26 protein-coding genes are annotated in these 26,273 nt (G+C 46.6%); 6 read left to right on the forward strand and 20 right to left on the reverse strand.

Translation table 11 applies throughout. The features are described from left to right. Positions 1-75 precede the first annotated feature (75 nt). A complete protein-coding gene (locus tag MHH76_RS15920) occupies positions 76-1,383 on the forward strand; it encodes an NCS2 family permease (RefSeq protein ID WP_025810983.1) in 1,308 nt (435 codons plus the stop codon). 20 nt (positions 1,384-1,403) lie between these two features. On the opposite strand, the gene MHH76_RS15925 is transcribed toward MHH76_RS15920, so the two are convergent. Both MHH76_RS15925 and MHH76_RS15930 read right to left on the reverse strand, forming a co-directional pair. After that, entirely contained in the window at positions 1,404-2,564 is a 1,161-nt protein-coding gene (locus MHH76_RS15925) for an ABC transporter permease (protein ID WP_025810982.1), read from the reverse strand. Beyond that, complete coding sequence (locus MHH76_RS15930; protein ID WP_020452632.1) at positions 2,561-3,268, reverse strand: ABC transporter ATP-binding protein; 708 nt, start codon at positions 3,266-3,268, stop codon at positions 2,561-2,563. Before MHH76_RS15930 ends, MHH76_RS15925 begins: the two co-directional genes overlap by 4 nt. A gap of 271 nt (positions 3,269-3,539) precedes the next feature. Here MHH76_RS15930 and MHH76_RS15935 point away from each other — a divergent pair, with 271 nt between their 5' ends. Further along, entirely contained in the window at positions 3,540-3,761 is a 222-nt protein-coding gene (locus tag MHH76_RS15935; RefSeq protein ID WP_003184500.1) for a DeoR family transcriptional regulator, read from the forward strand. 122 nt (positions 3,762-3,883) lie between these two features. On the opposite strand, the gene MHH76_RS15940 is transcribed toward MHH76_RS15935, so the two are convergent. Next, a complete protein-coding gene (locus MHH76_RS15940; protein ID WP_025810981.1) occupies positions 3,884-4,606 on the reverse strand; it encodes a pseudouridine synthase in 723 nt (240 codons plus the stop codon). Between the two features lie 40 nt (positions 4,607-4,646). Continuing rightward, complete coding sequence (locus MHH76_RS15945; RefSeq protein WP_020452634.1) at positions 4,647-6,275, reverse strand: polysaccharide biosynthesis protein; 1,629 nt, start codon at positions 6,273-6,275, stop codon at positions 4,647-4,649. Between the two features lie 234 nt (positions 6,276-6,509). Between MHH76_RS15945 and MHH76_RS15950 the strand changes: the two genes are divergently transcribed. Both MHH76_RS15950 and MHH76_RS15955 read left to right on the forward strand, forming a co-directional pair. Further along, positions 6,510-7,784 (forward strand): NAD(P)/FAD-dependent oxidoreductase, encoded by a 1,275-nt coding sequence (locus tag MHH76_RS15950; RefSeq protein ID WP_025810980.1) that lies wholly within the window; start codon positions 6,510-6,512, stop codon positions 7,782-7,784. Between the two features lie 230 nt (positions 7,785-8,014). Continuing rightward, entirely contained in the window at positions 8,015-9,550 is a 1,536-nt protein-coding gene (locus tag MHH76_RS15955; protein ID WP_116523392.1) for a BCCT family transporter, read from the forward strand. A 34-nt stretch (positions 9,551-9,584) separates the two neighbouring features. Here the strand turns inward: MHH76_RS15955 and MHH76_RS15960 are convergent, their stop codons facing one another. The 10 genes from MHH76_RS15960 to MHH76_RS16005 form a co-directional block, all read right to left on the reverse strand. After that, positions 9,585-9,767, reverse strand: a complete 183-nt coding sequence (locus MHH76_RS15960; protein ID WP_003184510.1) for a sporulation protein Cse60 — start codon at positions 9,765-9,767, stop codon at positions 9,585-9,587. A 165-nt stretch (positions 9,768-9,932) separates the two neighbouring features. Continuing rightward, complete coding sequence (locus tag MHH76_RS15965; protein ID WP_020452637.1) at positions 9,933-10,247, reverse strand: rhodanese-like domain-containing protein; 315 nt, start codon at positions 10,245-10,247, stop codon at positions 9,933-9,935. An 82-nt stretch (positions 10,248-10,329) separates the two neighbouring features. Beyond that, the gene (locus MHH76_RS15970; RefSeq protein ID WP_268441313.1) at positions 10,330-10,464 is read right to left on the reverse strand and encodes a hypothetical protein; all 135 of its coding nucleotides are present in this window, start codon (positions 10,462-10,464) and stop codon (positions 10,330-10,332) included. After that, a complete protein-coding gene (locus tag MHH76_RS15975) occupies positions 10,461-11,474 on the reverse strand; it encodes a hypothetical protein (RefSeq protein ID WP_230368249.1) in 1,014 nt (337 codons plus the stop codon). Before MHH76_RS15975 ends, MHH76_RS15970 begins: the two co-directional genes overlap by 4 nt. 209 nt (positions 11,475-11,683) lie before the next feature. Next, positions 11,684-12,043: a DUF1992 domain-containing protein gene (locus tag MHH76_RS15980; RefSeq protein ID WP_025810978.1), complete on the reverse strand. Its 360-nt coding sequence runs from the start codon at positions 12,041-12,043 to the stop codon at positions 11,684-11,686. Between the two features lie 37 nt (positions 12,044-12,080). Continuing rightward, complete coding sequence (locus MHH76_RS15985; protein ID WP_023855529.1) at positions 12,081-12,728, reverse strand: YesL family protein; 648 nt, start codon at positions 12,726-12,728, stop codon at positions 12,081-12,083. Positions 12,729-12,741: 13 nt separating this feature from the next. Next, entirely contained in the window at positions 12,742-14,019 is a 1,278-nt protein-coding gene (locus tag MHH76_RS15990; protein WP_025810977.1) for a Gfo/Idh/MocA family oxidoreductase, read from the reverse strand. Between the two features lie 21 nt (positions 14,020-14,040). Then, positions 14,041-14,529, reverse strand: coding sequence for a hypothetical protein (locus tag MHH76_RS15995; protein WP_033155089.1), 489 nt, complete (start codon positions 14,527-14,529; stop codon positions 14,041-14,043). After that, the gene (locus MHH76_RS16000; protein WP_025810976.1) at positions 14,526-15,647 is read right to left on the reverse strand and encodes a glycoside hydrolase family 105 protein; all 1,122 of its coding nucleotides are present in this window, start codon (positions 15,645-15,647) and stop codon (positions 14,526-14,528) included. Before MHH76_RS16000 ends, MHH76_RS15995 begins: the two co-directional genes overlap by 4 nt. Positions 15,648-15,675: 28 nt before the next feature. After that, a complete protein-coding gene (locus MHH76_RS16005) occupies positions 15,676-16,641 on the reverse strand; it encodes a sugar ABC transporter permease (RefSeq protein ID WP_020452644.1) in 966 nt (321 codons plus the stop codon). Positions 16,642-16,856: 215 nt separating this feature from the next. Here MHH76_RS16005 and MHH76_RS16010 point away from each other — a divergent pair, with 215 nt between their 5' ends. Next, a complete protein-coding gene (locus MHH76_RS16010) occupies positions 16,857-19,166 on the forward strand; it encodes a helix-turn-helix domain-containing protein (protein ID WP_043054440.1) in 2,310 nt (769 codons plus the stop codon). 31 nt (positions 19,167-19,197) lie between these two features. On the opposite strand, the gene MHH76_RS16015 is transcribed toward MHH76_RS16010, so the two are convergent. The 5 genes from MHH76_RS16015 to MHH76_RS16035 form a co-directional block, all read right to left on the reverse strand. After that, positions 19,198-20,703: an extracellular solute-binding protein gene (locus MHH76_RS16015; RefSeq protein WP_020452646.1), complete on the reverse strand. Its 1,506-nt coding sequence runs from the start codon at positions 20,701-20,703 to the stop codon at positions 19,198-19,200. 16 nt (positions 20,704-20,719) lie between these two features. After that, a complete protein-coding gene (locus MHH76_RS16020; RefSeq protein ID WP_020452647.1) occupies positions 20,720-21,598 on the reverse strand; it encodes a carbohydrate ABC transporter permease in 879 nt (292 codons plus the stop codon). Positions 21,599-21,739: 141 nt separating this feature from the next. Next, entirely contained in the window at positions 21,740-22,504 is a 765-nt protein-coding gene (locus MHH76_RS16025; protein ID WP_020452648.1) for an NAD(P)-dependent oxidoreductase, read from the reverse strand. An 18-nt stretch (positions 22,505-22,522) separates the two neighbouring features. Then, positions 22,523-23,410 (reverse strand): dienelactone hydrolase family protein, encoded by an 888-nt coding sequence (locus tag MHH76_RS16030; protein WP_020452649.1) that lies wholly within the window; start codon positions 23,408-23,410, stop codon positions 22,523-22,525. 31 nt (positions 23,411-23,441) lie between these two features. Beyond that, complete coding sequence (locus MHH76_RS16035) at positions 23,442-24,692, reverse strand: amino acid permease (RefSeq protein WP_020452650.1); 1,251 nt, start codon at positions 24,690-24,692, stop codon at positions 23,442-23,444. 126 nt (positions 24,693-24,818) lie between these two features. On the opposite strand from MHH76_RS16035, the gene MHH76_RS16040 reads away from it, so the two are divergent. Beyond that, the gene (locus MHH76_RS16040; RefSeq protein ID WP_020452651.1) at positions 24,819-25,712 is read left to right on the forward strand and encodes a LysR family transcriptional regulator; all 894 of its coding nucleotides are present in this window, start codon (positions 24,819-24,821) and stop codon (positions 25,710-25,712) included. 11 nt (positions 25,713-25,723) lie between these two features. On the opposite strand, the gene MHH76_RS16045 is transcribed toward MHH76_RS16040, so the two are convergent. Then, positions 25,724-26,128, reverse strand: coding sequence for a VOC family protein (locus MHH76_RS16045; RefSeq protein WP_020452652.1), 405 nt, complete (start codon positions 26,126-26,128; stop codon positions 25,724-25,726). Positions 26,129-26,273: the final 145 nt, after the last annotated feature.

Consider the following 26,273-nt stretch of genomic DNA (forward strand, 5'->3'; position numbering starts at 1 on the left):
AAACCCTTGCAAAAACACCCGATAACGAATAATATAGATATTGTTTTGCTATAATGTTCGTTATTGGAGGAAATGATGTTTAACATAAAAGAAAACCAAACCACAGTCAAAAAAGAAATCCTCGCCGGTATTACAACCTTCTTTACAATGGTTTATATCGTCGTGGTCAACCCTAGTATCCTATCCGGTACAGGCGTCCCGTTTGATCAAGTGTTCACTGCCACAATCATTGCTGCCGTCGTCGGAACGCTTTGGATGGCGCTTTCCGCCAACTTTCCGATCGCGATTGCACCCGGGATGGGGTTGAATGCGTATTTTGCAGTGTCAGTCGTCGGCTCGTCCAACGGCGAAATTTCTTACCAGACAGCGTTCAGCGCTGTTTTCGCGGCCGGTATCCTCTTTATTATCTTATCGCTAACACCTCTTAGAAAACAACTGATCGAAGCCATTCCGGCTAACCTAAAATACGGGATTACCGCCGGAATCGGCTTGTTTATCGCTTTTGTCGGTCTGAGAGGAGCCGGAATCATTACCGCCAATGAATCCAATTTGGTCGGACTCGGCAATCTGCACTCGGCCGGAGTGATCCTGGCACTAATCGGCTTGGCTTTCTCCGTCGTTTTGATGGTCATGAATGTGAACGGCGCTCTATTTTTCGGTATGATCTTAACCGGCCTGATCGCCTTTTTTACCGGCCAGCTTGAGTTTACCAAAGGGATTCTGTCAATGCCTCATCTGCCGGAAAAACTGATCGTCACAAACCCTTTCGCCGCTTTTGGAGATGTCGTCCACTACGGCCTTTATTCGGTTGTCTTCTCGTTCCTGCTCGTCACGATTTTTGATACGACAGGAACGATGATCGGTGTCGCCGAACAAGCCGGACTCATGAAAAACAACAAACTGCCGAATGCAAGAAAAGCCCTTCTTGCCGATTCGACAGCGACGACGATCGGCGCAATGTTCGGGACAAGCCCGACGACCGCTTATATCGAATCATCCGCAGGGGTGGCCGCAGGCGGAAGAACAGGGCTTACGTCTTTAACAGTCGCTGTGCTTTTCGGAGCGGCGCTGTTTTTCAGCCCGCTTGTGAGCGCGGTCTCCGGGATCTCGGCGATTACGTCGCCGGCATTGATCATTGTAGGAAGCATGATGATCGGCGCTGTCACCAACATTCGCTGGAAAGAGCTTGACGAAGCATTCCCGGCCTTTCTCGTCATTTTGACAATGCCGCTGACATCATCTATTGCGACAGGCATTTCCCTCGGGTTTATTTCTTATCCGATTGTCAAAGCCGCGAAAGGCAAATGGCGCGAAATTCATCCGCTTGTCTTCGTGTTTGCCGTTCTCTTTTTCATACACCTCTTCTTTTTGGAAGGGCATTAAACGACTGAACCCCGTCTTTTTTAAAAAGACGGGGTTTTCAGCATCAGGCTGAGCGCGATGACGAGGCAGCACCAGATCAACCCCGGATAGAAAAACCAGTCAATGGAATTCCGCCTGGCTTCATAAAAAGCGTTGCTTTCTTTGTCTGCCCCCAGCAAAAAAACGCGTTCCATCACCTTGTCAAAATGGACGGACAACAGACTTCGATAAGCGAAGGCAAAAACCAGGAGAGCGCCCGCTTTCATCCAGATCGGTCCAACCATGATCAGCGCCGTAAAAATGCCGATCATTTGCATAACCTGTCTTTTATAGTCCGGATGGCGCAGCATCACTTTAAAAAAGATTTCCTTAAGGCCATTTTGCACTGTACGGGCTTTAAAGATGTTCCGAGATTTTTTAAAGAACAGCCGCGGCCCTTTTGCCCCTCGTTTCCCCTGCTTCGGCACGCTTCCATCCAGGTTCAGCGACAGGAAAAATTTTGCGAGTCTCAGCTTTCTTCTGTTATCAAATTCAACCTCTTCATAAAATAGATACATGTTGCCGAGAGTGCCGCCGGCGGTCTTCAGCGCGGCCACAGACAGCACCATGCCGCTCAAGATTACAACCGGCCAGGAAAACAACAAAACAACTGCACAAGCCGACAGCCACACGAAAAAGATCAGTCCGGCGTTCAGCACCCGGTGTTTCAGCTTGTACTGCCATCCGATGTTCCGCCTCTTCAAGACGGTGATCAAGGAATTGAGACAGAAATAAAAAAAGAATACGGCGAGACAAGCGGGCAGTTCAATCCCAAATTGTCTGACGAACAGAGGAGTAAACACGGCCGCCGCCAACAGCCATTTGCAAAACTGGATAAACAGACAATATAAATAGCCGCACCTTTTCATGTCCAGCACGAGTGTCTTTTTTTGCAACAAATAAAGCTGATCAGCTTCCATTAAAAATGTCCTCACAGACCCAAACAGCGTAAAAACGGCCGGAGCAAGCACAATCAATCCGGCCTGCCATCCGTTATCAAACGACCCTCCATTCAGCCATTTGATATATTGATAAACGCCGATTCCAGCCGCAGGCAGTACAATATACAGCGCAACCGTCCAATCGATGACCAGTTTGATGATCCGGAGCTGATAAAGACAGTCCGCTTTCAGCCTGCTGATAAACAGAGCCCGGCCGCTCATGCGGGAGCACCTTTTACAGCAAAGTAAAAGCAGTCAAGCAGCGAGCCACCCGAAAGGCCGGTTTTCTCCTGCAGCTCTTCGAGCGTACCTTCCAGCATCAGACGGCCATTTGAAATCAGCAAAAAACGGTCACAGATCTTCTCGGCGGTATCCAGCACATGCGTACAAAGCAAAATACCCGCTCCCCGCTTCTGCTCTTCTTTCAGCATATCCAAAAAGAGGCGGCTTGCGATCGGGTCGAGCCCGATAAACGGTTCATCGATAATATATAGATCAGGCTGCATGAGAAAAGCATGGATCAGCATCAGCTTTTGCTGCATCCCTTTCGAAAAGCTCCCCGGATAATCATGAAGCGCATGCTCCAGCGAGAATCGCTCGATGAGCCGATTCGCCCTCGGCAAAAACGAGGACTCGTCCTCCTGCAAAAACGTCCCTAAAGCCGTGATATGCTCCCATAAAGTCAATTCGTCGTAAAAACTGGGCTGTTCAGGTATGTATGCATAGTTTGACGTTTCAGCCCATTCAACCTGCCCGGCCATATGCCTTGTTAAACCGAGTATCGTTTTAATTGTCGTGCTTTTCCCCGCTCCATTCGGTCCGATTAATCCGACAAGCTCGCCTTCCCCCACAGTAAACGATATATTTTCGATCGCCGATTCCTTTTCTTCATAACCGGATTTTTCAATATGCACTTTTAATTTCATTATCTTTACCACCTCTCTTTTACTACGTATGAAGCTAGAAAAAGTTTAAAATTTTTTTGGCAAAAAAACGTGATCGTACTGCATGTTCTGCTCACGATTTTCATTTTTTCATTAATTTGGCTCCGGCTTTTTTCTGGATATTTGGCAAAGAGATCGTGTATAATATTTATTGATCATTTTCAAGAAATGGTCGCTAACCGTCCATGCTGCATTTTGGAGTCGTAAGTTGTGGTAGTCAAGTCCATTCGATCATACGATAGGGAGTGGTTGTTTGAAACCTTCAACAAACCGAATGCTAACCAGGATCAAATCAGTATACATGTTCATTCAAGAAAAAGGACTCGTTACAACCCAGGAACTGGTTGATGAATTTGGCACTACACCGAGAACAATCCAGCGTGATCTGAATGTGTTGGCATACAACGATCTAGTACACAGCCCCAGCAGAGGCAAATGGGAGACTACAAGAAAAAAAGTGAAAATCTCCTCATAGTAATATTCTGAAAAATTGAACTTTAGCGCTGAATATCATATAGGACAGCCATCAAACATAAAAAGCATCAAACCCGATGAAGTTTGATGCCCCATAAACCAGCTCTACAGGCACTCGACGAATCAGAGTGTCTTTTTGTTTTGCAATGCGGCAAGCTCGTGCTCAGAGAGCTCTCTGTATTCCCCCGGCAAAAGCTCTCCATCAAGATCGACATCCCCCATTTTCAGTCGCTTTAAATAGATGACGTCACGGCCGACCGCCTTCAGCATTCTTTTAACCTGATGAAATTTTCCTTCCGTTATTGTCAAAAGCAGACGTTCCACGCCGTTTTCGCTTGCCAAAAGCGACACTTCAGCCGGTTTTGTGACATATCCTTCACCGATATCGACCCCTTTTTCAAGCTGATCGAGAGCCGCCTGATCAATCGGCTTATCGACATGTACTTCATACGTTTTAGGCACGTGTTTTTTCGGCGATAAAAGCTGGTGTGCCAACTGGCCGTCATTCGTTAAAAGCAGCAGCCCCTCGGTATCCTTGTCAAGCCTTCCGACCGGAAACGGCTCAAACCTCAGCAGCTCCGGATCGAGCAAATCAACAACCGTTTCCTGGCGGCTGTCTTCTGTCGCTGACAGCACGCCTTGCGGCTTGTTCATCATCAAGTAAATAAATTCCTGATAAACGACGGGTTCGCCGTAAACCGTGATGTCGTCTGATTCCGGGTCTACATGCTCTTTTGCGTCTTTGATCAGTTGATCATTCACGCGTACCGCCCCGTTTTTCAGCATTTTTTTGACTTCTTTTCTCGAACCGTAGCCGCTGTTTGACAACAGTTTATCCAATCTCATGAAGACACTCCCTTTTTTTACATAAAAAGAAAAGCCCTTTTTAGGAGGCCTTTCTTTTGAAAAAGCGATTCAACCGCTGACCGAACATTTTTTCGAGCAGTTTCACACGGTAAGCCAAGTACAGATAAACCGATCCGCCGACCGCGGTTGTGATGAAAATGACGACAGCAGATTTGATCTGCCCGCCTTCATATGAAATAAACAGACTGAGTAGCGCCTGAACAAGCAGCAACATGATGCCCATGACCGCCGTCAGGATCAGCATCAGCAAAAACCGTTTAAACAGTTTGCGATACGAATAGCCGGCATGGCGTTTAATCATAATAAATCCGTACAGGAGTGACGCTGAATAGCCGAGCGCCGTTGCCAAAATCGATCCGCTTCCTTGAAACAGCTTGATGAGCGGAACGTTAAGCCCGATTTTGATTACAATCCCGATCATCAGGCTGACAACCGCAAATTTCTGCTTGTTCACCCCCTGCAAAATCGCAGCGTTGACGGTGAAGAGCGAGAATAACAGCGCCACGGGCGCGTACCAGAACAAAATATCTCGTCCCATTTCAGGGAGCAGGCTTTCCGAGCCGTAAAAGAACGTGTAAACCGGACCCGATAAAAGAGCCATACCGACTGATGCAGGAAGAACGATAAAAAGAATGATCTGCATCGCCTGATCAATCTGTTTATTTAAAGCAGGGAAATCTTTGTTGGTAAAGTTTTCAGTCACCGCCGGGATCAATGTCAGGCCGAATGCCGTCGCGAGAGATACCGGTATCATCACAAGCTTTGGCACGTACAGCGTCACGATCGCCATCAAATCCTGGCTGATGTTTTGATAGCCGGCTGCAATCATCGCTTTATTAAACGTATTCGTATCAATGTACTGGTAAAGCGGTATCGCCAATCCGACAAAGATGTATGGGGCGGCATAGCTGAACAGCTCCTTAAACATTTGCCGATACGTAATATTGGCGGAAGGAACCAGGTTCGGCTTCAGCGCCAAAAGCGCCCCTTTTCTTTTCTGCCAGGAAAAATAAAGCGTGAACAGCCCCGCGAATGCGCCGATCAAAGCCGCAAAAGTCGCATAGCCGACAGCTACGACAAGCCCTCCGTCTAATACTTTGATCACCAAATAAGTAGCCGTTAATAGAAAGACGATTCTGGCAATTTGTTCAACGACCTGTGAAACGGCTGTCGGCCCCATCATCTGGTGACCTTGGAAAAAGCCTCTGATCAGCGCCAGGATCGGCACAACAAGTAAAGCGAGACTGACCATGCGAATGACATACACGACATGTTCAATCGTCAGCCCGTTGTTTTCTGTTCCGCCGAGGGCCATCTCCGCAAAAAACGGGGCAGACAAATATAGAATGGAGAAAGCAATGATGCCTGTGACGAGCATCATCGACATTCCGGCGCGCAGCATCCTTCTCGTTGTTTCATAATCGCCCATCGAGTTATATTTTGAAACAAATTTGGACACGGCCGCCGGAAATCCCATGGTCGCAATGCTTAAAAAAATCGTATATTGATTATAACCGTACTGGAACAGGGCACCGCCGGTGGCACCGACCATGGCTCCGAACGGAATCAAGTAAATCATTCCGAGGATCCTTGAAATATAGGTACCAAGCGTTAATACAAAGGTGCCTCTTAACAGTTTGCTTGACATGTTCCCAATCACCATTTTTCTTCAATAGATTCAACTTTTCTATTTTAACATACAGGCGCATTACTCAGGTAATAATAACATGGCTAAATTTTAACATCCCCATGTTTTAACGTTTTTTCATCCTGCCGATCTTTCGTTATAATAAGAAGATGGAGCGCGGATATTATCTGATGAAATCCCTCCCGCCTGCACAGAATGCAGGCTCTACAAGACAGGAAAGTTGAGGATATTGGTATGAAGTATTTTGATGTCATCGTCATCGGCGGAGGCCCCTCCGGGCTGATGGCCGCCATCGCGGCCGGTGAACAGGGGGCGGACGTACTTTTGATTGACAAAGGAAACAAACTCGGCCGCAAGCTGGCCATTTCGGGAGGCGGACGGTGCAATGTGACGAACCGCTTGCCGGTTGATGAGATCATCCGGCATATTCCCGGAAACGGACGCTTTTTGTACAGCGCTTTTTCTGAATTTAACAACGAGGACATCATCAAATTTTTTGAGCGCCTTGGCGTCAAGCTGAAAGAGGAAGATCACGGAAGAATGTTTCCTGTCTCCGACAAGGCGCAGAGCGTAGTGGATGCACTTTTAACAAGGCTTGAACAGCTTCATGTAAGCGTGCGGACAAACGAAAAAGTGAAAACAGTCCTATACAATGAAGAAAAAGCGTGCGGGATCGTGACAGGCAGCGGCGAAGAAATTGGAGCGGGCTCTGTCGTTATCGCTGTCGGCGGGAAAAGCGTCCCGCATACAGGATCGACCGGAGACGGCTATGAATGGGCGGAAAAAGCCGGACATACGATTACGGAACTGTTCCCGACAGAAGTTCCGGTTACGTCTGACGAGCCTTTTATCAAGCAGAAAACATTGCAAGGCCTATCATTGAGAAACGTCGCTCTCAGCGTATTGAACAAAAAAGGAAAACCGGTCATCACCCACCAAATGGATATGATTTTTACCCATTTTGGACTTTCTGGGCCCGCTGTCCTCAGGTGCAGCCAATTTGTCGTTAAAGAGTTGAAAAAGCAGGAAAAAGTCAGGCTGAAAATCGACTTGTTCCCTGACATTCATGAAGAACAGCTTTTTCAAAACATGCATAAAGAATTAAAGGACGCTCCGAAAAAATCACTCAAAAACATGCTGAAGCCTTGGATGCAGGAAAGGTATCTGCTGTTTCTTCTCGAGCGCAACAAGATTGATCCTTCTGAAACGTTTTCATCCCTTTCCAAAGACCGTTTCAGAGCTTTCGTCAAAGACTGTAAAGAGTTTACCGTCAACGTGAACGGCACTCTTTCGCTTGACAAAGCCTTTGTGACCGGCGGAGGGGTTTCCGTAAAAGAAATCGATCCAAAAAAAATGGCGTCCAAAAAAAAGGAGGGGCTTTATTTCTGCGGGGAAATCCTCGATATTCACGGCTATACGGGCGGGTACAATATCACATCCGCGCTTGTCACAGGCAGACTTGCAGGCATGAATGCAGGCGAATTTTCACTTTGCCGAAGAAAAAAATAAAATTGCTCCAAACCCTTGACAAATGTGGAATGGCAGAGTTTCAGCGCAGTGCTGAGACTTGTGCCTTTTTTGAAAAGTATGTTACGGTTAAAGAGTTTTGTTTCACCTGATTGTGGGGTAATAGGGGAAGCTAGGTCAAACTTCCTGAGAGAGAATGAATTTTATATGTGCAACTCATACTAAACATAATGATGGGAGTAAGGACGAAAAATGATTAGAGGGTGAGGATGATTTTGAAAAATATTTCAAGCGTTTTTTGGATTGTGATTGTTATCACAGCAGCAGCTGTATTATGGGGAATCGTTGCTCCTGATAACCTTCAGGCGTTAACGACTTCGATTCAAGGTTATGTTACGAACACACTCGGATGGTATTATTTATTGGTGGTTTCTCTGTTTGTCGCATTCAGCATCTTTTTGATCTTCAGTCCGATCGGAAAGATCAAATTAGGGAAACCTGAAGAAAAACCTGAATTCTCTCGATTATCTTGGTTTGCCATGCTTTTTAGCGCAGGTATGGGCATTGGTCTCGTATTTTATGGCGCGGCTGAACCGATCAGCCATTTTGCCATTAGCTCTCCATCAGGTGAAACAGAAACAGCCCAGGCCTTCAGAGATTCTCTGAGGTATACATTTTTCCACTGGGGATTGCATGCATGGGCGATCTATGCGATCGTTGCTCTTTGCATCGCGTACTTTAAATTCAGAAAAGACGCGCCTGGCTTGATCAGCGCGACGCTGTTTCCGGTCTTCGGCGACAAAGTCAACGGACCGCTTGGAAAAGGGATTGACTGCATCGCTGTCTTTGCAACCGTCGTCGGTGTAGCAACAAGCCTCGGAATCGGCGCCACGCAGATCAACGGCGGACTCCATTATCTATTCGGAGTGCCGAACAGCTTTCAAGTGCAGCTGGCAATTATTGCAGTCGTTACCGTGCTGTTCTTAATTTCCGCATGGAGCGGTATCGGAAAAGGCATCAAGTACTTGAGCAATACGAACATGGTGCTGGCCGGCATCCTGATGATCTTTATGCTGTTCGTGGGACCGACAGTGTTGATTATGAACTCGTTTACGGACACGATCGGAACGTATATCTCCAACGTGGTGCAAATGAGCTTCCGCCTTGCGCCTAATGATCCGGACAGCCGTGAATGGATCAATTCATGGACGATTTTCTACTGGGCTTGGTGGATCTCCTGGTCGCCGTTTGTCGGTATTTTCATCGCCCGCGTATCAAGGGGGCGCACAATCAGGGAATTTTTGATTGCCGTATTGTTTGCCCCTACTGTGCTGGCGTTTCTATGGTTTTCAATTTTCGGGGTTTCAGCGATGGATCTTCAGCAAAAAGGGACTTTTAACGTTGCAAAACTGTCTACAGACACGATGCTGTTTGGCATGTTTGACCACTATCCGCTGGCGATGATTACATCTATCATTGCCTTGGTGCTCATTGCCGTATTCTTTATCACTTCCGCAGACTCGGCAACATTTGTTCTCGGCATGCAAACGACTTACGGTTCACTGAATCCTGCGAATTCGGTCAAGGTATCATGGGGCATCATCCAGTCAGCAATGGCTGCGGCGCTTCTGTATTCAGGCGGACTATCGGCCCTGCAAAACACCGCCATCCTGGCCGCATTGCCGTTCTCAGTCATCGTGATTTTCATGCTTGTATCGTTGTATAAATCTCTGTCACAAGAGCGGAAAGAAATTAAACAGGCTGAGAAATTCCAGAAGCCAAGAAGCCCGAGGGTGAAAAAAGCATAAACGAAAACAGCTCTTCCTTTGAAGAGCTGTTTTTTTATGTCCTGTATAAAATTAACGCAGAAAAACAGTAAAGCTGTTCGCCTTGAGGATCGCATGCGGCTGATACGTCATATTTTATATCGACCAGCTGGTCTTCCGACAGCTTTTTTAAGAATTCATTGATCTCATGCTGCAAATCTTTTTCGTGTTCTTCATCAAATACGGCTACCTTCAGCATACGCTCTCTCCTTTCTATAATGAAAGGTATTCGCACACAGCCGAAGTTATGCTTAAAATCCTGATCGAAAGAACCTTGAAGGTCGCCGGCAGGAGGCTCCGAGCGTTTCCTGACATGTGATAAATAAAAAACTTCTTATCTGTACAGATAAGAAGCCGGACCCGCTTATTTTGTTTTCGGCTTTGTGTTTCCGGTCCATTCGAGCATGCCGCCGACCATATTGGTGACATCAAAGCCTTTATCCTGCAAATAGAGGCAGACATTTTCGCTGCGCTTGCCTGATCGGCAGACAAAAATATAAGGCTGCTCCTTTTGGAAGACATCGAGTTTTTCAGGAATATCCCCCATTTTAATGTGAACGGCTTCAGGGATCATTCCTTCAGCCACTTCTTCATCTTCTCTGACGTCAATAATGTTCAGCGTTTCTCCTTTTGCAAGCCTGTCTTTCAGCTCATCAGCCGAAATCTCTTTTATCGTCATCGTTACTGCTCCCTTCAATTGCCTTTAGGTGAGACTATTATAGCAAAAGTCGGGAGGCAATTTCTATTTCAGCAGGTTTTCTCTATCGTCCACTGTCAGAAAACACTGATTTCCCCAATGTCTGGAACGATCCGTCCTGTGCTGCAGAATCGGCTGTGAAGCTTCCCCCTATCAGACAAACAAGCATGACGGTGAAAAAACAAATGGATTTTTTCATATGAGCCCCTCCTTCATTTTATATATTTGATTCTTGGCATGCTGCGATTTTTCCAGGTAAAGCGCGCTTTTTTCATAGTCGCCGGACTTCATGTAGTAATCGGCTATATCTTTTGTCAGTTCGGCAACATGAGGCCATAGCCGTTTATCGCTCATGTATTCAAGCGAAAGTTCAATATCGAGCGGATGGCCCGCGTCATACAGGGCGAAAATCAGCCTGAATTTCGCCGCGTATTCATCCTCTCCTTGTTCCGCCGCTCTGGTAAATCCCTCTTTGCAGAGACGTCTCGCTTCTTCGGGAGAACCGTTTTTGTACATGAGGTGGGACAGCTCAAAAAGGGTGTTAATGCCAAAGACCGATTGCTCATGGACACCGATTGAAAGAGCTTTTCTAAAGTGCTCCTCCGCCAAAAGCGGCATGCTGCATTTGGCGTAGTTCAGACCCATATTATGATAGATCAGCCCGATGATTCGCCGGTTTTGGAGGGAAACGGCCTGATCAAGCGCCCGGCCGTAGTGTTCCTCGGCTTGTTTGATGCGGAACAGTTCAAACTGAACCGACCCGAGAATCATTTCGCACCCGATCGTTTTGTCTATGTATTCTTTATGCTTGCTGAAAAGTGAGAGCGCTTTTTCGGAGTAGTTCAACGATCTGAAATGATCATCTATTTGGTAGTAGGCAGTTGCGATCTTATAGTAAAATTCCGCTTTTTCAATTTCATCGGTCAGTTTATGCAGCTTCATTTCCGCTTTTTTGTAACAGCTGATCGCCTCAAGATAGTTTTTCTCATAAAACTCATACATGCCTGAAAAAAAGAAAAAATAGTACTGAATGATGTCATCCGCGATCTTAACCGTTTCCTTCTGCCTTTTAATCTTCCGGAAGAGCTCGGCTGATTCTGCAAACTGCTCCATCATCAATTTGCAGCGGTAGTCCAAAAGCTGAAAATAGAGCTCCAAATCTCTGTTTTTCTCCATTTTAGAGAGCAGGTTTCGGATCTCGTATCTCAAAGATACAGCCTAGAGCGCTTCATGGCGCTTGATCATGGTGTACCACTGATTCAAGAGCCCGGCCGCTTTTTCGTATGCCGCTTTCGCTTCCACTTCTTCATTCATCCTTTCTTCTTTTTAAAAACATAAAAATTACATTTATTAACTTTATTTTACAGAAAATAATTGTTATTGGCAATTATTTTTATGAATAAGTGCAAGGAGTGGCATCAGCTCCAATATTTGAGCTGGCTTTCGAGGTTTTTGGCTGAAACAAGGCCTTTTTGGAATTGGTTCGGACAGGTGAGGTTGTATTTTTTAATTTTTAGGTTGATGGCATCGATCAGCGCTTCGTGCTGATTCGATTTGATCGCTTTTTCAATCTCTTGTTTAATTTCCTTTTGCAGCTTCAGCCACTCCGGCAGATAACGGGCGTTTTTAAGAGTTGACGAAAGCGCATCCCCTTCGAGCGCCTCTTTACTGAGCGGTCTTCCAAAACCGGGGAGGGACTTGAAGTCGTCTTTCTTTTCGCTTTCCTTTACAGCTTGATCAATCCAGTGAAGATATCGTTTTTCAAATTCTTCACTCATGTGGGCCATCTCCTCTCATCACACCTGAAGCAAAGGTTCAGGTGTGTCTTGTCGTTACGACAGTTCCCCTCTGTTCTACGGCCTCCGCTTTTTTCAATACTTGATATGCCAGCCACATGACCGCATAGCTGAGCAGGCTGACGCTGAAAAAAGGAACAATTCCGGGCAGAAAGGCAAAAGCGATATAAAGCACGGCAGCAACCGCCATCATTGTTAATGTATACTGTAAATACGATATGCCCAGAATCAGCGAAAACTTAAAATACATCCGCTTCTTCCAATCGAAATGGGCGAGCAGCGGGAACATATAAAACAGCATAATTAAAAACAAAAACCCAAAAATCATAATGACGAACCGGAGAACGTGCAATAGGAAATGCTCCGGATAAATAAAAGCAAGGTCAACATAAATGATGATGCCAACTGCCGCCAGAATAAGACCGATGACGTTGGAACGAAAAAACTCGCCGCGGTACGCCTGCCAAAACGTTTTACATATCGGAATATCGGTTTTGCCCATAATCCATTTTCTCATCACGGAAAACAATGCAGTCGTCGCCGGCATAAACCCGAAGACGCCAAGGCCGAGCAGCGTAAAAACAAACCACAGCAGATTGGCGTAAAAAAACTTCAGCACCCATTCACAAAAACTCAGCACCCTTCCCATGGAGACGCTTTGTTCCACGAATTCCCCCCCTTTATGTATATTGCCGGGTATACAGAAGTTCACTGATTCCTATCGGCTTTTTTTCTTTGATGGAGCGCCATATTGCCTCGCCGGCTGCAATTGAATAGGCGCCTGCTTCGGCACCGGCCAGAATGTCGTAATTCCTCAACGGGTCTCCTCCGCCAAACAGCTCTTCCAAAAGCAGCGGATCTCCTCCGCCATGCCCGCCGGGCTGCCTGACGACGCGAATCGTTTCTTTCGATTCAAACAGCGGATAATAATCGATGGTCTGTTCGGGAACTTCAAATGGAACCCTTGCCGGCGCATGATATTCCTGCGTTTCAAGCCTTCCCTTTGTCCCGTTGATTGCAAGCCGGTAGCCTTCATACGGGGCTGAAAAATGGACGGAGTAATTCAGCAGCGCCCCTTTGTCGTATTTCAAAACGGCTGCATACGTGTCCTCGATATCGATTTCTTCATCGAAAATACACGCGTCAGGCCTGTAATCGGTATAGAGCAGATGCTGGCTTTCGTTGGTCTTGACATGATCGTCCTGCGGGTCGCCTGCCTGCCACCTCATATAATAGCGGCAATTCTTCTTGACATGGCATGTTCCGCAATAGCGTTTTTCCCCTTTTTCAGGATTCATTTCGCCGCCGGGTCCGTAGTAGTACAGGCCTCCATAGGCAAAAACCTCGCGAGGCGTTTGAGCAAGCCACCAATTGACAAGGTCGAAATGATGGGTTGACTTATGGACGGAAAGCCCGCCGGAGTATGCTCTCATCCTGTTCCAGCGTTTAAAATAGCTTGCGCCGTGATACGTATCGATGTACCAGTTCAAGTCAACCGACGTAATCGTGCCGAGCTTTCCTTCAAGTATCAGCTCTTTGATCTTGCGGTGGTACGGATTGCAGCGGTAATTAAACGTAACGGTCACTTTTCCTTTGCTCGCGGCTTCGGCTTTTAATACGGCTGCCGCATCCCGTGCCGTTGTCACCATCGGCTTTTCAGTGACCACATCGATATTCGCCTGTAAAGCGCCCAATATATAGCGGACATGCGTATCATCACGGCCTGCTACAATAATGGCGTCCGGCTTGATTTTATCAAGCATTTCGGTAAACGCTTTCTCCTTGAAAAACGGGACAGGACGAAGCGCCGGAAACCTGTCTTTGCAGACTTCTTCCCTTAGCGGATCGCTGTCCAGGAGCGCGGTGATGCGGTGTTCTTCCCCGTATTTTCCCACTAGAGGCTCGATAAACATGTTAAAAGCGCGGCCGCTCAGACCGCATATCGCATATGTTTTCATCGGTTCCTCCCCCTTTCATTTTCAGCGAAGCGCTTCGATGAGTTCCGTCGCTTCAGGGGTTTTCTTCGCATAGACCGGTATGAAAGCTGCCATGTCTGTATTCAGCTGAAACGTATAGCCGTTCAAACGTTTTTCTCCTTTTTCAATTACAGCCGCATACAGCTGTACGTCCCCGTTTTTGCCCGGAGCGCTGTACGGCTCTTTTTCTTCCGAAGCAACATTCAATGGCTGAAGTCCTTCAGGATCGTAAAAAGGTTTAAACATGTCTTCTGGAACGATAAACAGATCTCCTTCTTTCGCCGCAATTTCAACTAGAAGTTTTTCCGGTGCAGCCGGGAAAACGGTGATGTTGAGCTGTTCTTTCCCGGCTGCGCGCTGGACGTTTTCCTTTATTTCAGCCGGTGCAGCCGAAAAGATCAATACGTCTGTTCCCCGGCCCCCATCCTGTCCGCATGAGGAAAAAAGAAGCACTGCTGCAAATAGAAGGACGGAGAAAGCGAAGTTCTTCACTTCGCTGCCTCGCGGGAAAAGCGGCCGGTCTTTTCAAGTTCTACAAGAGCCATGATCAATGCGCCGACACCGTGAAGATCGTTGGTGCTTTTTTCCCGCCCGACATAATAATCGTATGTCCCTGCAGAAGTTCCGACGCAAATATCTTTTAAAAGCAAGCCTTCTTTTGCGCTCAGCTCGATTTTCTCTTCGACGAGTCCTTTGAAAGCCTTTGCGGCTCTATCAATATATGATGAATCGATATAGCCCATGCGAGCTCCTTTCGTCATCGCGTACATATATAAACACGAGCAGGAGCTTTCAAGCCAATTGTCCGGAAGTCCGCCTTTATCGACAACCTGGTGCCATAACCCTGTGCGTTCATCTTGAAAATTGGCAATGCTTTTGACCATCTCTTGAAGCACCCGGGTCCACTCCTGTCTCGTGTCATGCCCCTGCGGGAGCAGTTCGATCATATCGCTCAGTGCAAGCGCGTACCAGCCGATTGACCTTCCCCAAAATTCGGGAGAACAGCCTGAAATGGGGTCGGCCCAGGGCATTTCCCTCTTTTCATCCCACGCATGATGATACAATCCCGTCCGGCAGTCTTTCGTATGTTTTCTCATCAGTTTTTCTTCGAGGATGACCACATCGTACATTTCAGGCTCACTGAACGCTCTTGCATACTTAAGTGCGAAAGGCCCTCCCATGTACAACCCGTCAAGCCACATTTGGTAAGGATATTTATCTTTATGCCAAAACCCGCCTTCTTCTGTTTGATTCAGCGTATCAAAAAGGCCCTTCAGCTTTTTGGCGGCTTTACGGTAGCGTTCATCGCCCGTTTCATCATACAAAGGATAAAGGATAAGTCCGGCTTGTATGGCGTCCAGTTCATCCCTCCTGAAATAAAAATTCCCGCAGCCGTCAATGAGCTCATTGGCGTATTCTTTTACATAGTTGAAATATGCTTCTTTCCCCGTTTCTTCCCAGAGGCGAATCAAGCCGCACAGAAATACACCCTGATGGTAGTGCCAGCGTCCGGCCGGCGGCAGCTCCTTTGGTGTATACGCTTTCATTATTGTTTTGGCCGCTTCTTTGGCAATGTAAAGAGGCGTTTTTGTGATGAGAGATTGATTCATGTCATTCAATTCCTTTCATCAAAAAATATTAATATATTCCTTCTTCTCCAAACTTCTTCGCCATCCTGTTTGCAAATATGACAAGAATGAGACCGACAGCTGCTTTAAATAAACCGACGGCTGTACTGTAGCTGAACTGCCCCTGCTTTAATCCGGCCGTGTATACATACGTATCAAAGATCTCGGCCACTTCGCGGTTCGTTGCATTTAAAAGCAGATACACATGCTCAAAGCCGAGTTCGAGCGTATCGCCGATTTTCAAAATAAGTAAAACAACGATGACGCTTCTGATCGCAGGTAGTGTGACATGCCACATCCTCCTCAGGCGATTGGCCCCGTCCATTTTCGCCGCTTCGTAAAGCTGCGGATCGACAGCGGTAATCGCCGCCAAATAAATGATCGTCGACCAGCCGGCTTCCCTCCAGATGACCTGGAGAATGTACATCGGCCTGAACCAGCTTTCATTCAGCAAAAAGTTGATCTTTTCTCCGCCGAAGTAGGCGATGATCTCATTAATCAATCCTCCGTCAACCGTCAACAGAACGAATGAAAGCGATACCACAATGACCCATGACATAAAATGCGGAATATAGATCAGCGTCTGGACAAACTTTTTGAACAATGCGACTCTGACTTCATTCAATAAAAGCGCCAAAATAATCGGTATCGGAAAGAATACAACAAGGTTGAGGAAAAACAAAATCAATGTATTCTTCAGAAGCATAAAAAACGTCGGTTCGGTGAACAGCCTTTCAAAATGCTTAAAACCCACCCATTCGCTCCCCGTTATGCCGAGAAACGGCTGGTAATCCTGAAACGCTATGACAATCCCCCACATCGGCACATACTTAAAAAGCAAAAAATAAATCAGTCCCGGCAGAATCATCAAATATAAATATTTTTGCTGGAGAAGCTTTTCCCAAAAACGCGTCTTTCGTTTTTTTTCAACAATATGGGCCGGATTTTTTCCGGTCTGGACATCGGCTGCTTTCATAAACGGCCTCCCTTCGTGATGTTTGCTTTCACTTTATCCCACCATGAAAAAATAAATCTACAATCATATCATCACATCGGCCGCACCTCGCCCGGCAGCCGGCAAAACCTAATAAAATGAAACGATGGTTAGAAAATGATTATTGACAAATTCACACAAAAGTCGGATTAATTATATATGAACAACTCAAACGAAGATTTGTTGGGGGGGAATTTATGAAGAGAAAACAATATAAGTTTTACTATAAGCTGGTGACCTTCTTTCTCGTTCTGAGCACCATTCCGGTCATCATCGTCGGCTTTTTTTCCTATCAGAGATCAGCGGAAACCATTGAACAAAACGTTACAAACGAAAAGCTCCAAACCGTTGGCCAGACACAGCTAAATATCGAGCATATTTTAAAAACGGTTGACCATTCCTTCACCAATTACGTCCGTTCCTATCCTTTAATTCAGACACTCAGCCGCACCATTACACCAGAACGCTTTCAGCTGTATAACCAAATCAACAAGGAATTAAACGAACTGCAGACATTCGATACCGATCTGTCGGATATCACGCTGATCAGCCAAGAAAAAAAGTGGTATATCAACAATTCCGGTTTATATCCTTTAGATCAGGGAAAACAAGCCATCACGATCTCGCTTTACAACGCCTTAAAAAGCCGCTCCAGCTGGGTGCTTGAAAAAAACAACGACCTTGTCGCCACAAAAGAAGGGGCTTCGGGCAACTGCCTGTACAACGTCAATCTGGTCAAACAGCTTCCGCTGAACAGCATGGAAAACAGAGGCCTTGCGATCGCAAGTATTCCTTCTTGTTCGCTTGTCAAGCGCATGCCGCATCATTCAAAAACAAACAGCATGATGGTGCTTGATGACAACGGACGGATCATCCTTCACTCAGACCCGTCAATGATTGGGCAATCGATCAAACAAGACGATTATTTCAAAACGATCCGCCGGCATCAGGAAAAAAACGGCCAGTTTGATACAACAGTCAACGACACCGCCTATAACATTACATACCAGAAATCAGATTACAATAATTGGATATACATTTCGTTAACGACCATTCCGGAACTCTATCAGCAGACGGCATCAATCGGCTGGTTTACGTTTACGATCTGCGTCTTTTTGTTAGCGCTTTCATACCTGTTTTCCTGGTTTGGTTCTCGTCATTTTTACAGGCCGATCAAGGTTTTGTACGAATCCGTCTCAGGCTTTTCTGCCGGGGCCTCTTCCGGCCAGGAGAAACCGAAAAACGAATTTGAACTGATTGAACGGAATATTAAAGAGATGAAAAATAAAAACCATGATCTGAAGGTGCGCGTCGAACAGCAGGTCACCCAGCTGAAGCAGTATTTTTTAACAAGGCTTTTGCTCGGCAAGCTGAGCGAAGAAGAAATCAAAGACCGCTTTACAGGGCTCGGCTTCCCTGAAGATTGGAGCCACCTGTCCGTTTTTGCCTTGCAAATTGATACATTGAAAGACACATCATATGATAAAAAGGATCTTGATGTCCTGCTGTTTGCGATCAACAGCCTTGTCGAACGATCTGTGCCCAAGAATAAGCGCCTCCCGCCGGTTGTCATTGATAAAACGCAGACCATCATCATGCTGAACCGCGGACAGCCGCTGGACAGGTTTCAGGAGGACTTGGAGCATACAGCATCATCCATCAGGGATAAAATTCATGAGGAGCTTGGATTGTTCGTCAGCATCGGCATCAGCCAGCCGTTTACAAGCCTTGCAATGTCGAAGCGCGCTTATTTGGAAGGGCTTGAAGCGCTGACATACCGTCTGAAATCAGGAAAACACGCGGTGATTTTCTATGAGCATCTTGACCGTAACAAAGCGTTTTTAACCCAGTTTCCAAAGCAGATCCAAAATGAACTGTTTGAAGCTATTAAAACGTGCAACCGTAAACAAGCGGCCGAACAGCTTCACCTTCTCCTTGAATCGATTTGTTCTGAAAACATGAATCCGCATCACTGCCAGGTGGCGATTGCAAGGCTCTTGAACAACTTGATTGAATTTATGCATTTGCTCGGAATCGAGATTTTTGAACCGAACGAAAATACGATGCTGTACGACGACGTCTTTGAGCTGACGACCATCGAGGAAATCGAAAGCTGGCTGAACGCGCAGATTATCGTCAAGATGATCGATACACTCAGCATCAGAGAAGAATCGCAATACAAAAACATCTCAGAAAAAATCGTCCATATTATCCAGCAGGAATTCGACACGGACTTGACGCTCGAATCGATCGCAGGAAGGCTTCATTACAACCCCAACTATTTAAGCAGCATCTTCAGGAAAGAAATGAAAATATCGTTCAGCGAATACTTGTCATCCTACAGGCATCATATCGCGAAGAACTGGCTGACGGAAACGACGCTGTCCGTAAAAGAAATTTCTGAAAAACTGAAATACAAAAATCCGCAGAATTTCATCCGCTCATTTAAAAAACTGGAAGGAATCACGCCCGGCAAATACCGCGAGCTGAAAAATCATTCGGCATAAAAAGACAATCCCGGTTTCCCGGGATTGTCTTCTATTTTTCTGCTTTTTTAAATGACTCCTCATATTCTTCTATTACTTGATCTCCGCCGTTCGTCCGCCATTTTTCAACCGCTTTCTCGAACTGGCTTTCATTGATTTTGCCGAGGATGAATTGATATGTGGCATCATCAATGATCTTTTGCAGTTCATCGCCTCTTTCAGATGCGGCCGGTGAGTACAAGCTTTCGGCCGGATTTGAGACGATGATCTCATTATTGTCCTCTGTCAGCTCTTCATATTTTGTACGGAGCGGATCGCCCGTATTTTTCAAATATTGTTTATCAATGCCGACGAGAGAGACGAGCGGCTGGATTTCCGCCTGCCAGTCTTTCAGTTTCTCGTCGATCCGTTTGAATTGTTTATTCCCTTCTTTTTTATAGTGAACCCCTTCGATCCCGTAAGTCATCAGGCTGTAAACATCCTCTTCGGCGATCCGGTCGAAAAAGGCCAGAATCCTCTTCAGCTCTTTTTCTGTTTTGACGCTTGTTTTCGGGAAGGCAAAGATTCCGTTATGCCCGCCTGATGCCCAGACGCGTTCCTTTCCGTCCGGCCCTTTGATCCGATTGATGATCTCAAGCTCCATTTTATCATCGACAGACTGGTCTCTTAAATTGACGGCATCGACCATATTTCCGACATAAATGCCGGCTTTCCCTTGTGAAAACATCTCCTGCTGCTGCGTTTTGCTCGTAACCGGGAAGTCTTTGTTGATCAGCCCTTCATCATAGAGTTTTTTCATATATTTCATCGTATCCATGTACTCTTTTGTCATGAAGTCAGGCGTGAACTTGCCGTCTTTTTCCTCCCAGTCAGTCGGCATGCCCATATAGGACCCCAATGTTTTAAAGGCGCCGTAGATCAAATCGTTTCTGTCGGCAAAGCCGATCGTATCGTTCTTTCCGTTTTGGTCAGGATCTTTTTCTGTAAATGCCTTCGCTGTTTCGTAAAGTTCATCAACCGTCTTCGGCATTTCGAGCCCAAGGTTGTCAAGCCAGTCTTTACGGATGACAACCCCCTGTCTTGATAACGGGCGCTCCCTGTAGATGCCGTAAAGCTTTCCGTCGATCGAAGCGTTTTTATTGATCAGCTTGTTCATCTTGCTTAAATTCGGATAATCCTTTAAATAAGGGCCGACCTCCCAAAACATCCCCGACCTGAACGCATTCATGACAGATGAATTTTTAATGTCCTGAATGGTGACGACTTTCGGCAGGTTTCCGGCGGCGAGCGCTGAGTTTAAGCGGTCTTCTTTTACCGCATCAGGCACCCACATTAAATCGAGCTTTGTATTGGTGAGCTCCTCGATTTTTTTAATCGCCGTATCTTTCGGCGGCTGCTGATGATAAAGGATTACCATCCAGCTCAAGTCCAAAGGCGAGTTCAGGTCGATTTTCTCATCCTTTGTAGAAGCCTGATCTGCTCCGCTGTTCGAACAGCCAAGCAGCCCGCCGGCCAAAAGCGCGAACGCAAAAATCGCGATCAGCCATTTTTTCCCCATATTGTCCCCTCCGTTTTTATCCTTTAATTGACCCTAAAAGAGCGCCTTTTGCAAAGTGCTTTTGAATAAACGGATACACGAGCAACACCGGTATGGTTGCAACGACAATGACCGCCATTTTGATCGTTTGTTCCGGCGGCGCCGCGGCTGCTCCCATTTCCGTCATATCCCCTTGCATACCGCTTGATACGATGACAATCTGGCGAAGCAAAACTTGTATCGGCCATTTTGTCGCATCGCTCAAGTACAGAATCGCCTGCATGTACGTATTCCAATAGGTGACGGCGTAAAACAGCGAAATTGTCGCAATCGCCGGCAAAGACAACGGAAGAATGATGCGGAAGAAGATGCCGATGTCATTGCAGCCGTCGATTTTGGCGGATTCCTCGAGGCTTGACGGTATGTTTTGAAAAAAGTTCTTTAAAATTATCAAGTTAAACGCATTGATGGCCGTCGGAAGAATCAGAGACCAATAGGTATCGAGCAATCCGAGCGATTTTACAACGAGAAAGGTCGGGATCATCCCTCCGCTGAACAGCATCGTGAACACGACCAAGAACATGAGGACGCGCCTTCCCATCAGCTCCTTTCTCGACAACCCGTATGCCATTAAAGAGGATAGAAACATGCTGACCGCTGTCCCTGCGGCTGTGACAAGAATAGAAATGATTAAGCTTCTGTACACAATGTCAGTTGAAAAAATATACCTGTACGCATCCAGCGAAAAAGTCGTCGGTATTAAGATAAACTTTTTCGAAATGACCTCCTCAACTGTCGCGAAAGAGGCTGCAATAACGTGAATGAACGGCAGCACACAAACCAATCCGAACCCTGTTAAAAATGAATAATTCAATATGTCAAACACGCGGCTTCCAGCAGAATGCCTGATCGTCATTTCCCCCTCCTTGTAAGCGCTGTCAAAATATTACGATATCGTGTCTAAAATGTAGCAAACAGAAAGAAGAGCGTCTATAATCATTTTTTAAGCAGGATCAGAAAAGCGGAGAAAAAGATCATCACCTTAGAAGATGATACGTCAGTCTTCATCAAGGATGTCTGAGGCGCTTACTTTCGGCTTGAACCCCAGTTCCCGAATGGCGGAATCGATCGACCACGGCCGCCCCTTATTGTCGCTGACAGCATAATATGTACCATATGTTTTGCCGGATTCGATTGCGGCTTTAAAAATCCCGATAAGGTCGGGGTGGGATAACAGCGTTTTTTTGCTCCTCGGTTTTGCGCGCAGCGTTTCTTGCTCATTTTCAGCGGCTGTCCCGATCCGCAGATTGATCACGGAAACCTTGGCGTCTAATTGGTGCGAGAAAAGGTAGCCGAGATTTTCGGACGCCAATTTTAGCAAGCCGTACAAGCTTTTCGACTGCGGGTAGTCATCAGTGTTGATCTGCCTCCCCAGCAGAGAATCTCCGTCCTTTTCATACACATCTGTCACATGGTTGCTGCTTGCAAAAACCACCTTCGGCACCCCGAGCTCCGCCGCCGCCCGCAAAATCGTATATGTTGCTTTAAAAAAGATATCCGTCATTTTCTCAAACTCCTGCCGGTCAAGCAAATCGCCCGTCGGCTTTACAGCTAAAAGGTTGATCACCGCATCCGTATTCAGAGGAATGTTTTTCACGACTTCATTGTAATCTGCCGCATCCACCCGGACAAAGCGGACAGCCGGCTTTTCATCCGGTTCTTTTAAATCCAGCACTGTCACCTCGTATCCTTCGCCTGCCAATCCGCCCGCTAATACGCGGCCGACCGTGCCGTTCCCTCCGATGATCGTCACCTTTTTCACAGTGATTCACCTCCTGTTTTACAGCCATGTTTTTAAGAAACCGATCGCTTTATGCCTCATTCCGGCTGTCTCGAAGTGCCCTGAATGAGAGCGAAACACTTCATAGCGTTCACCGGCGCCTTTTTCTTTATACACATCGGACAGCTTTTCTTCAATGAGGTCAATCCCTTGAACTGGCGTTAGTTTATCTGCGGTTCCGACCAGGCTTAAATGAGGCCTTGGAGCGATCAGGCTTTCGATTTGAGCGGTTGAAAAGTGCTTGACCAGCCCTGGAACATACGAATAGAGATTGTGACGGTCCAAATTCTGCGTCTTGATTAATGTTTCGCTGTCCACCTGCGCGCATATATCAACGCATACGCTGACCCGCTCATCCAATGCAGCAGTCCACCAGGCCATCAGACCTCCCATCGACATGCCGAGTGAAGCGATGCGGCTTTCGTCTGTGTCCTCCCGCATGCTCAGGTAATCGATGGCTCTGATGCTGTCGAAGACCATCATTCCCCACATCACCCGCCCTGTCCAAAGCATTTCTTTAAATATCTCACTCTCCGTTTTGCCCCGCCTGTCTCCGAAAGCCCAATGGTCAATCGCAAGCACGGAAAATCCCAAGGCCGTCAATTCCTCGGCGAACGGCGGTGTTTGCAAGTAATCCGCTCCTTCAATCAGCTCCTCCTTTCCCCTTTCGTAACGTCCTCCGTGTGAATGACAGTAAAGCACGGCCGGCCGCTTGCCGTTCATCTGTTTCGGTTTTGCAAAATAGGCCGGCACCGCTTCAATTCCGTTTAACTCAAGCAAAAGCGTTTCGAGAATAAAAGATGACTTTTCTTCAATTTTAAGAGTGCTCACACCAATGCTTTTTTTCCCCGGCAAATCGCCGAGCAGTTTGAAAAGTTGACTGCGCATCGTGTTCCCCTTTCTTTTTCCGTTTGATTGATTAATACGATTTGAAAGGGCGTTTTACCTTTTTCCAGATGATAAGTTGACGGAAGTTCACCACAAACAAGGCGCTGGCAAGCATGATAAACAGTAAGACCCAGGGTGATGAAAACAAAAGAAGCAGCGAGAAGCACCCCATGAGAAAGAGGCAGCCTATTTTGTAAACCCGGCCGGATAGCAGCTTGTAAGCAGCGGCAAGACCGCACAGCGAGTTGCAGATGAAAAAGGCGTTTGCGATCAGAACCAGTGTCTCAACATTAAGAAAGTGAAACATCAGGCAGACGAAAACGACGGTATGGATGAAAAATATAAGCCCCAGCGCTGCCATCGGCTGATTTCCCCTTGATCTGCGGGCAAACAGCCCGCCGGCCTGCGATGCCACCAGCCTGGCTGCTCCGCCTGTCACCTGAAAATAAGCGCACATGCAGAGGACAGCAGTGAGGACTGCGATCACAGGCAATGCAAAAGATCCGAACAACGGCGTCAGCATCATCGCCAGCTTCAATTGTCCGTTTGCGAAGAACCCCGGATCAATCCATTGAACAGCTGCCGCAGTCGCCACATATATGAGCGTTACCGTCAGGCTGCTGATCACGACGGCCCGGGGAATCGTTTTCCCGCGGTTTTTCACTTCCATGCTGTAGTTGCCGACGATTTCCCATCCGACTAATGCCCAGAACAGCAGCAGCAATCCGCGGCCAAAATCGGCAAACTGAAATGTTCCGTCTACGAGCGGCCCCTCACGAAAGTAAGGCACAGAAGCTGCGCTGCTTCCAAACAGAATGAGGGCCGCGGCAGTGGAAAAAATGAGTGCAACCATGCCGACAAATGAAAGGTTAAAGCAAAGAACTACCATACAAAAGATAAAAAAAATGAAGCCGTACAGTTCAGCAGGAAATGCCGTGCCGGCCGCAAGAGAATGAATATATTCGCCGGCCGTCATTAATACGGCGGCGGGGCCGAAGCTCGCAGCCATGATAAAATAAAAGACTGCCAACTTTTTAACACGGGAACCGAACGCTTTTTCAGCCGCATAAGCAATCCCGGCATCATTCGGATACTCGACGCTCAATCTGGCAAAAATCCAGGCAAATAAAAAACCGATTCCCAACATCAACAGCCATGCAAAAATCGCATAGTCCCCCGCTGTCTGATGAATCATCGGCGGCAGCAGAATGATTCCCGACCCTAAAATAGGCCCCGTCATCAGCCCGCTTAATAATAAAGGGCCAAGCTTTTTTTCTCTCATACTGATACAATCCTTTCGCAAAGTCGTTTAAAATGATTGTAATCTTGTTTAATTCATCAGTAAAATAGATATTATCGATCTGCAACTTCGAATTTTTCGATATAAAATAAAAGGGAGATGGACGAGATGGAGATCCGACATTTGAAAACATTCAAAACCATCGTGGATATCGGCGGTTTTACCCGTGCTGCCGATTATTTGGGATATGCGCAGTCAACTGTGACTTCGCACGTTCAAGCAATCGAACAAGAATTAAGAAAGCCGCTGTTCTACAGGCTGGGGAAAAAAATGATGCTGACAGAAGCAGGAAAACACCTTCTCCCTTATGCCGCAGAAATGGTCGAACTGTATGAAAAAGCGAGGCACATTCCGGAAAACGACCAGGAGCCGTCGGGAAACTTGATCATCGGCGCCTCGGAATCTTTAACGGTTTACAGATTGCCTGCCATTCTTCACGAATTTACTAACAAATATCCGCAGGTCACGGTCACATTAAAGTCTTCCACGTGCTGGCAGCTGAGAGATGAATTGAAGCAGGGAAAAATCGATGTCGCTTTTCTTTTGGACAACGATCGGAAAGAAAACGACCTTCATGTTGAAAAGCTGGTCAATGAGCCAATGGTGTTCATCTTTCCAAAGGAACACCCGGCAGGACAAAAGGCCCTTGATGATTTGACTTTTACCGCAAATGAAACGTTTTTATATACGGAGCACGGCTGCAGCTACCGTGATTTTTTTGAGGAGTATTTACGTCAAAGGGGAGTCATTGCCGACCATACGATGGAGTTTTGGAGTGTCGAAGCAATTAAACAGTGCGTGATGTGCGGTTTGGGCGTATCCCTTCTTCCTTTGATCACAACGCGCACTGATATCGAAGAAGGAAAGCTTCAGGGCACGCTTGTCCGCGACGCCCTGTTTTCCACTCAAATGGCTTATCATAAAAACAAATGGCTTTCTCCTGCAATGGCGGCTTTTACAGATATCGTCCGCACGAAAGCAAGAGACTGGGCACAGGCATAACGTTCCTATATCTAAATGCCTTCGGTATTCATCAGCACGATCCGCCAGCCGTCCGGATCTTCCACTGTTGCCCCTTTGTCCTTCCAATACGGATTTTCTGGCGGCACTTCGTGATGGCCCATGTCAGCGAGCCTTTTTAAAATACTCTTGATTTCCTTCTGATCAGGAATATAAAAAACGAGCAGATTGTCTTTGGTCGGTGCCGGACAAGGGCTGCCTCCGATATGGGAGGTGAATTCAAGGTGATATTGGACATTCGGCAAGCCGAACATGACGCCATGATACCCTTGATGTCCTGAAAAACCGCCAAGCTTTTTCAGGCCCAGCCCCTTTTCGTAAAACGCAACGATTTCGTCAAAACGGTCTGTAGGCCGGGCGATTCTGACCTGTACGGCGGAAAAATCGGAAAAATGCATCTTAATCATCTCCTTTTTTCCCATTTTAAGCGGTCATGGATCATTTGAAACGAAGCGAACGGCTGAAATATTTTCATCCTTTCGGCGGAATGACAGAGCTTTCAGATTATTAACAAAATCCCAAAACGGCTTATAGTTTTGGGAT

The sequence above is a fragment of the Bacillus sp. FSL L8-0193 genome (assembly GCF_037976065.1).
In the GTDB taxonomy this organism is placed as follows: Bacteria; Bacillota; Bacilli; order Bacillales; family Bacillaceae; genus Bacillus; species Bacillus paralicheniformis.

Coding starts and splice junctions, on each gene's coding strand:
- MHH76_RS15920 (WP_025810983.1), top strand. CDS start 76: ATGTTTAACATAAAAGAAAACCAAACCACAGTCAAAAAAGAAATCCTC.
- MHH76_RS15925 (WP_025810982.1), bottom strand. CDS start 2,564: ATGAGCGGCCGGGCTCTGTTTATCAGCAGGCTGAAAGCGGACTGTCTT.
- MHH76_RS15930 (WP_020452632.1), bottom strand. CDS start 3,268: ATGAAATTAAAAGTGCATATTGAAAAATCCGGTTATGAAGAAAAGGAA.
- MHH76_RS15940 (WP_025810981.1), bottom strand. CDS start 4,606: ATGAGATTGGATAAACTGTTGTCAAACAGCGGCTACGGTTCGAGAAAA.
- MHH76_RS15945 (WP_020452634.1), bottom strand. CDS start 6,275: ATGTCAAGCAAACTGTTAAGAGGCACCTTTGTATTAACGCTTGGTACC.
- MHH76_RS15950 (WP_025810980.1), top strand. CDS start 6,510: ATGAAGTATTTTGATGTCATCGTCATCGGCGGAGGCCCCTCCGGGCTG.
- MHH76_RS15960 (WP_003184510.1), bottom strand. CDS start 9,767: ATGCTGAAGGTAGCCGTATTTGATGAAGAACACGAAAAAGATTTGCAG.
- MHH76_RS15965 (WP_020452637.1), bottom strand. CDS start 10,247: ATGACGATAAAAGAGATTTCGGCTGATGAGCTGAAAGACAGGCTTGCA.
- MHH76_RS15970 (WP_268441313.1), bottom strand. CDS start 10,464: ATGAAAAAATCCATTTGTTTTTTCACCGTCATGCTTGTTTGTCTGATA.
- MHH76_RS15980 (WP_025810978.1), bottom strand. CDS start 12,043: ATGAGTGAAGAATTTGAAAAACGATATCTTCACTGGATTGATCAAGCT.
- MHH76_RS15990 (WP_025810977.1), bottom strand. CDS start 14,019: ATGAAAACATATGCGATATGCGGTCTGAGCGGCCGCGCTTTTAACATG.
- MHH76_RS16000 (WP_025810976.1), bottom strand. CDS start 15,647: ATGAATCAATCTCTCATCACAAAAACGCCTCTTTACATTGCCAAAGAA.
- MHH76_RS16005 (WP_020452644.1), bottom strand. CDS start 16,641: ATGAAAGCAGCCGATGTCCAGACCGGAAAAAATCCGGCCCATATTGTT.
- MHH76_RS16010 (WP_043054440.1), top strand. CDS start 16,857: ATGAAGAGAAAACAATATAAGTTTTACTATAAGCTGGTGACCTTCTTT.
- MHH76_RS16015 (WP_020452646.1), bottom strand. CDS start 20,703: ATGGGGAAAAAATGGCTGATCGCGATTTTTGCGTTCGCGCTTTTGGCC.
- MHH76_RS16020 (WP_020452647.1), bottom strand. CDS start 21,598: ATGACGATCAGGCATTCTGCTGGAAGCCGCGTGTTTGACATATTGAAT.
- MHH76_RS16030 (WP_020452649.1), bottom strand. CDS start 23,410: ATGCGCAGTCAACTTTTCAAACTGCTCGGCGATTTGCCGGGGAAAAAA.
- MHH76_RS16035 (WP_020452650.1), bottom strand. CDS start 24,692: ATGAGAGAAAAAAAGCTTGGCCCTTTATTATTAAGCGGGCTGATGACG.
- MHH76_RS16040 (WP_020452651.1), top strand. CDS start 24,819: ATGGAGATCCGACATTTGAAAACATTCAAAACCATCGTGGATATCGGC.
- MHH76_RS16045 (WP_020452652.1), bottom strand. CDS start 26,128: ATGCATTTTTCCGATTTTTCCGCCGTACAGGTCAGAATCGCCCGGCCT.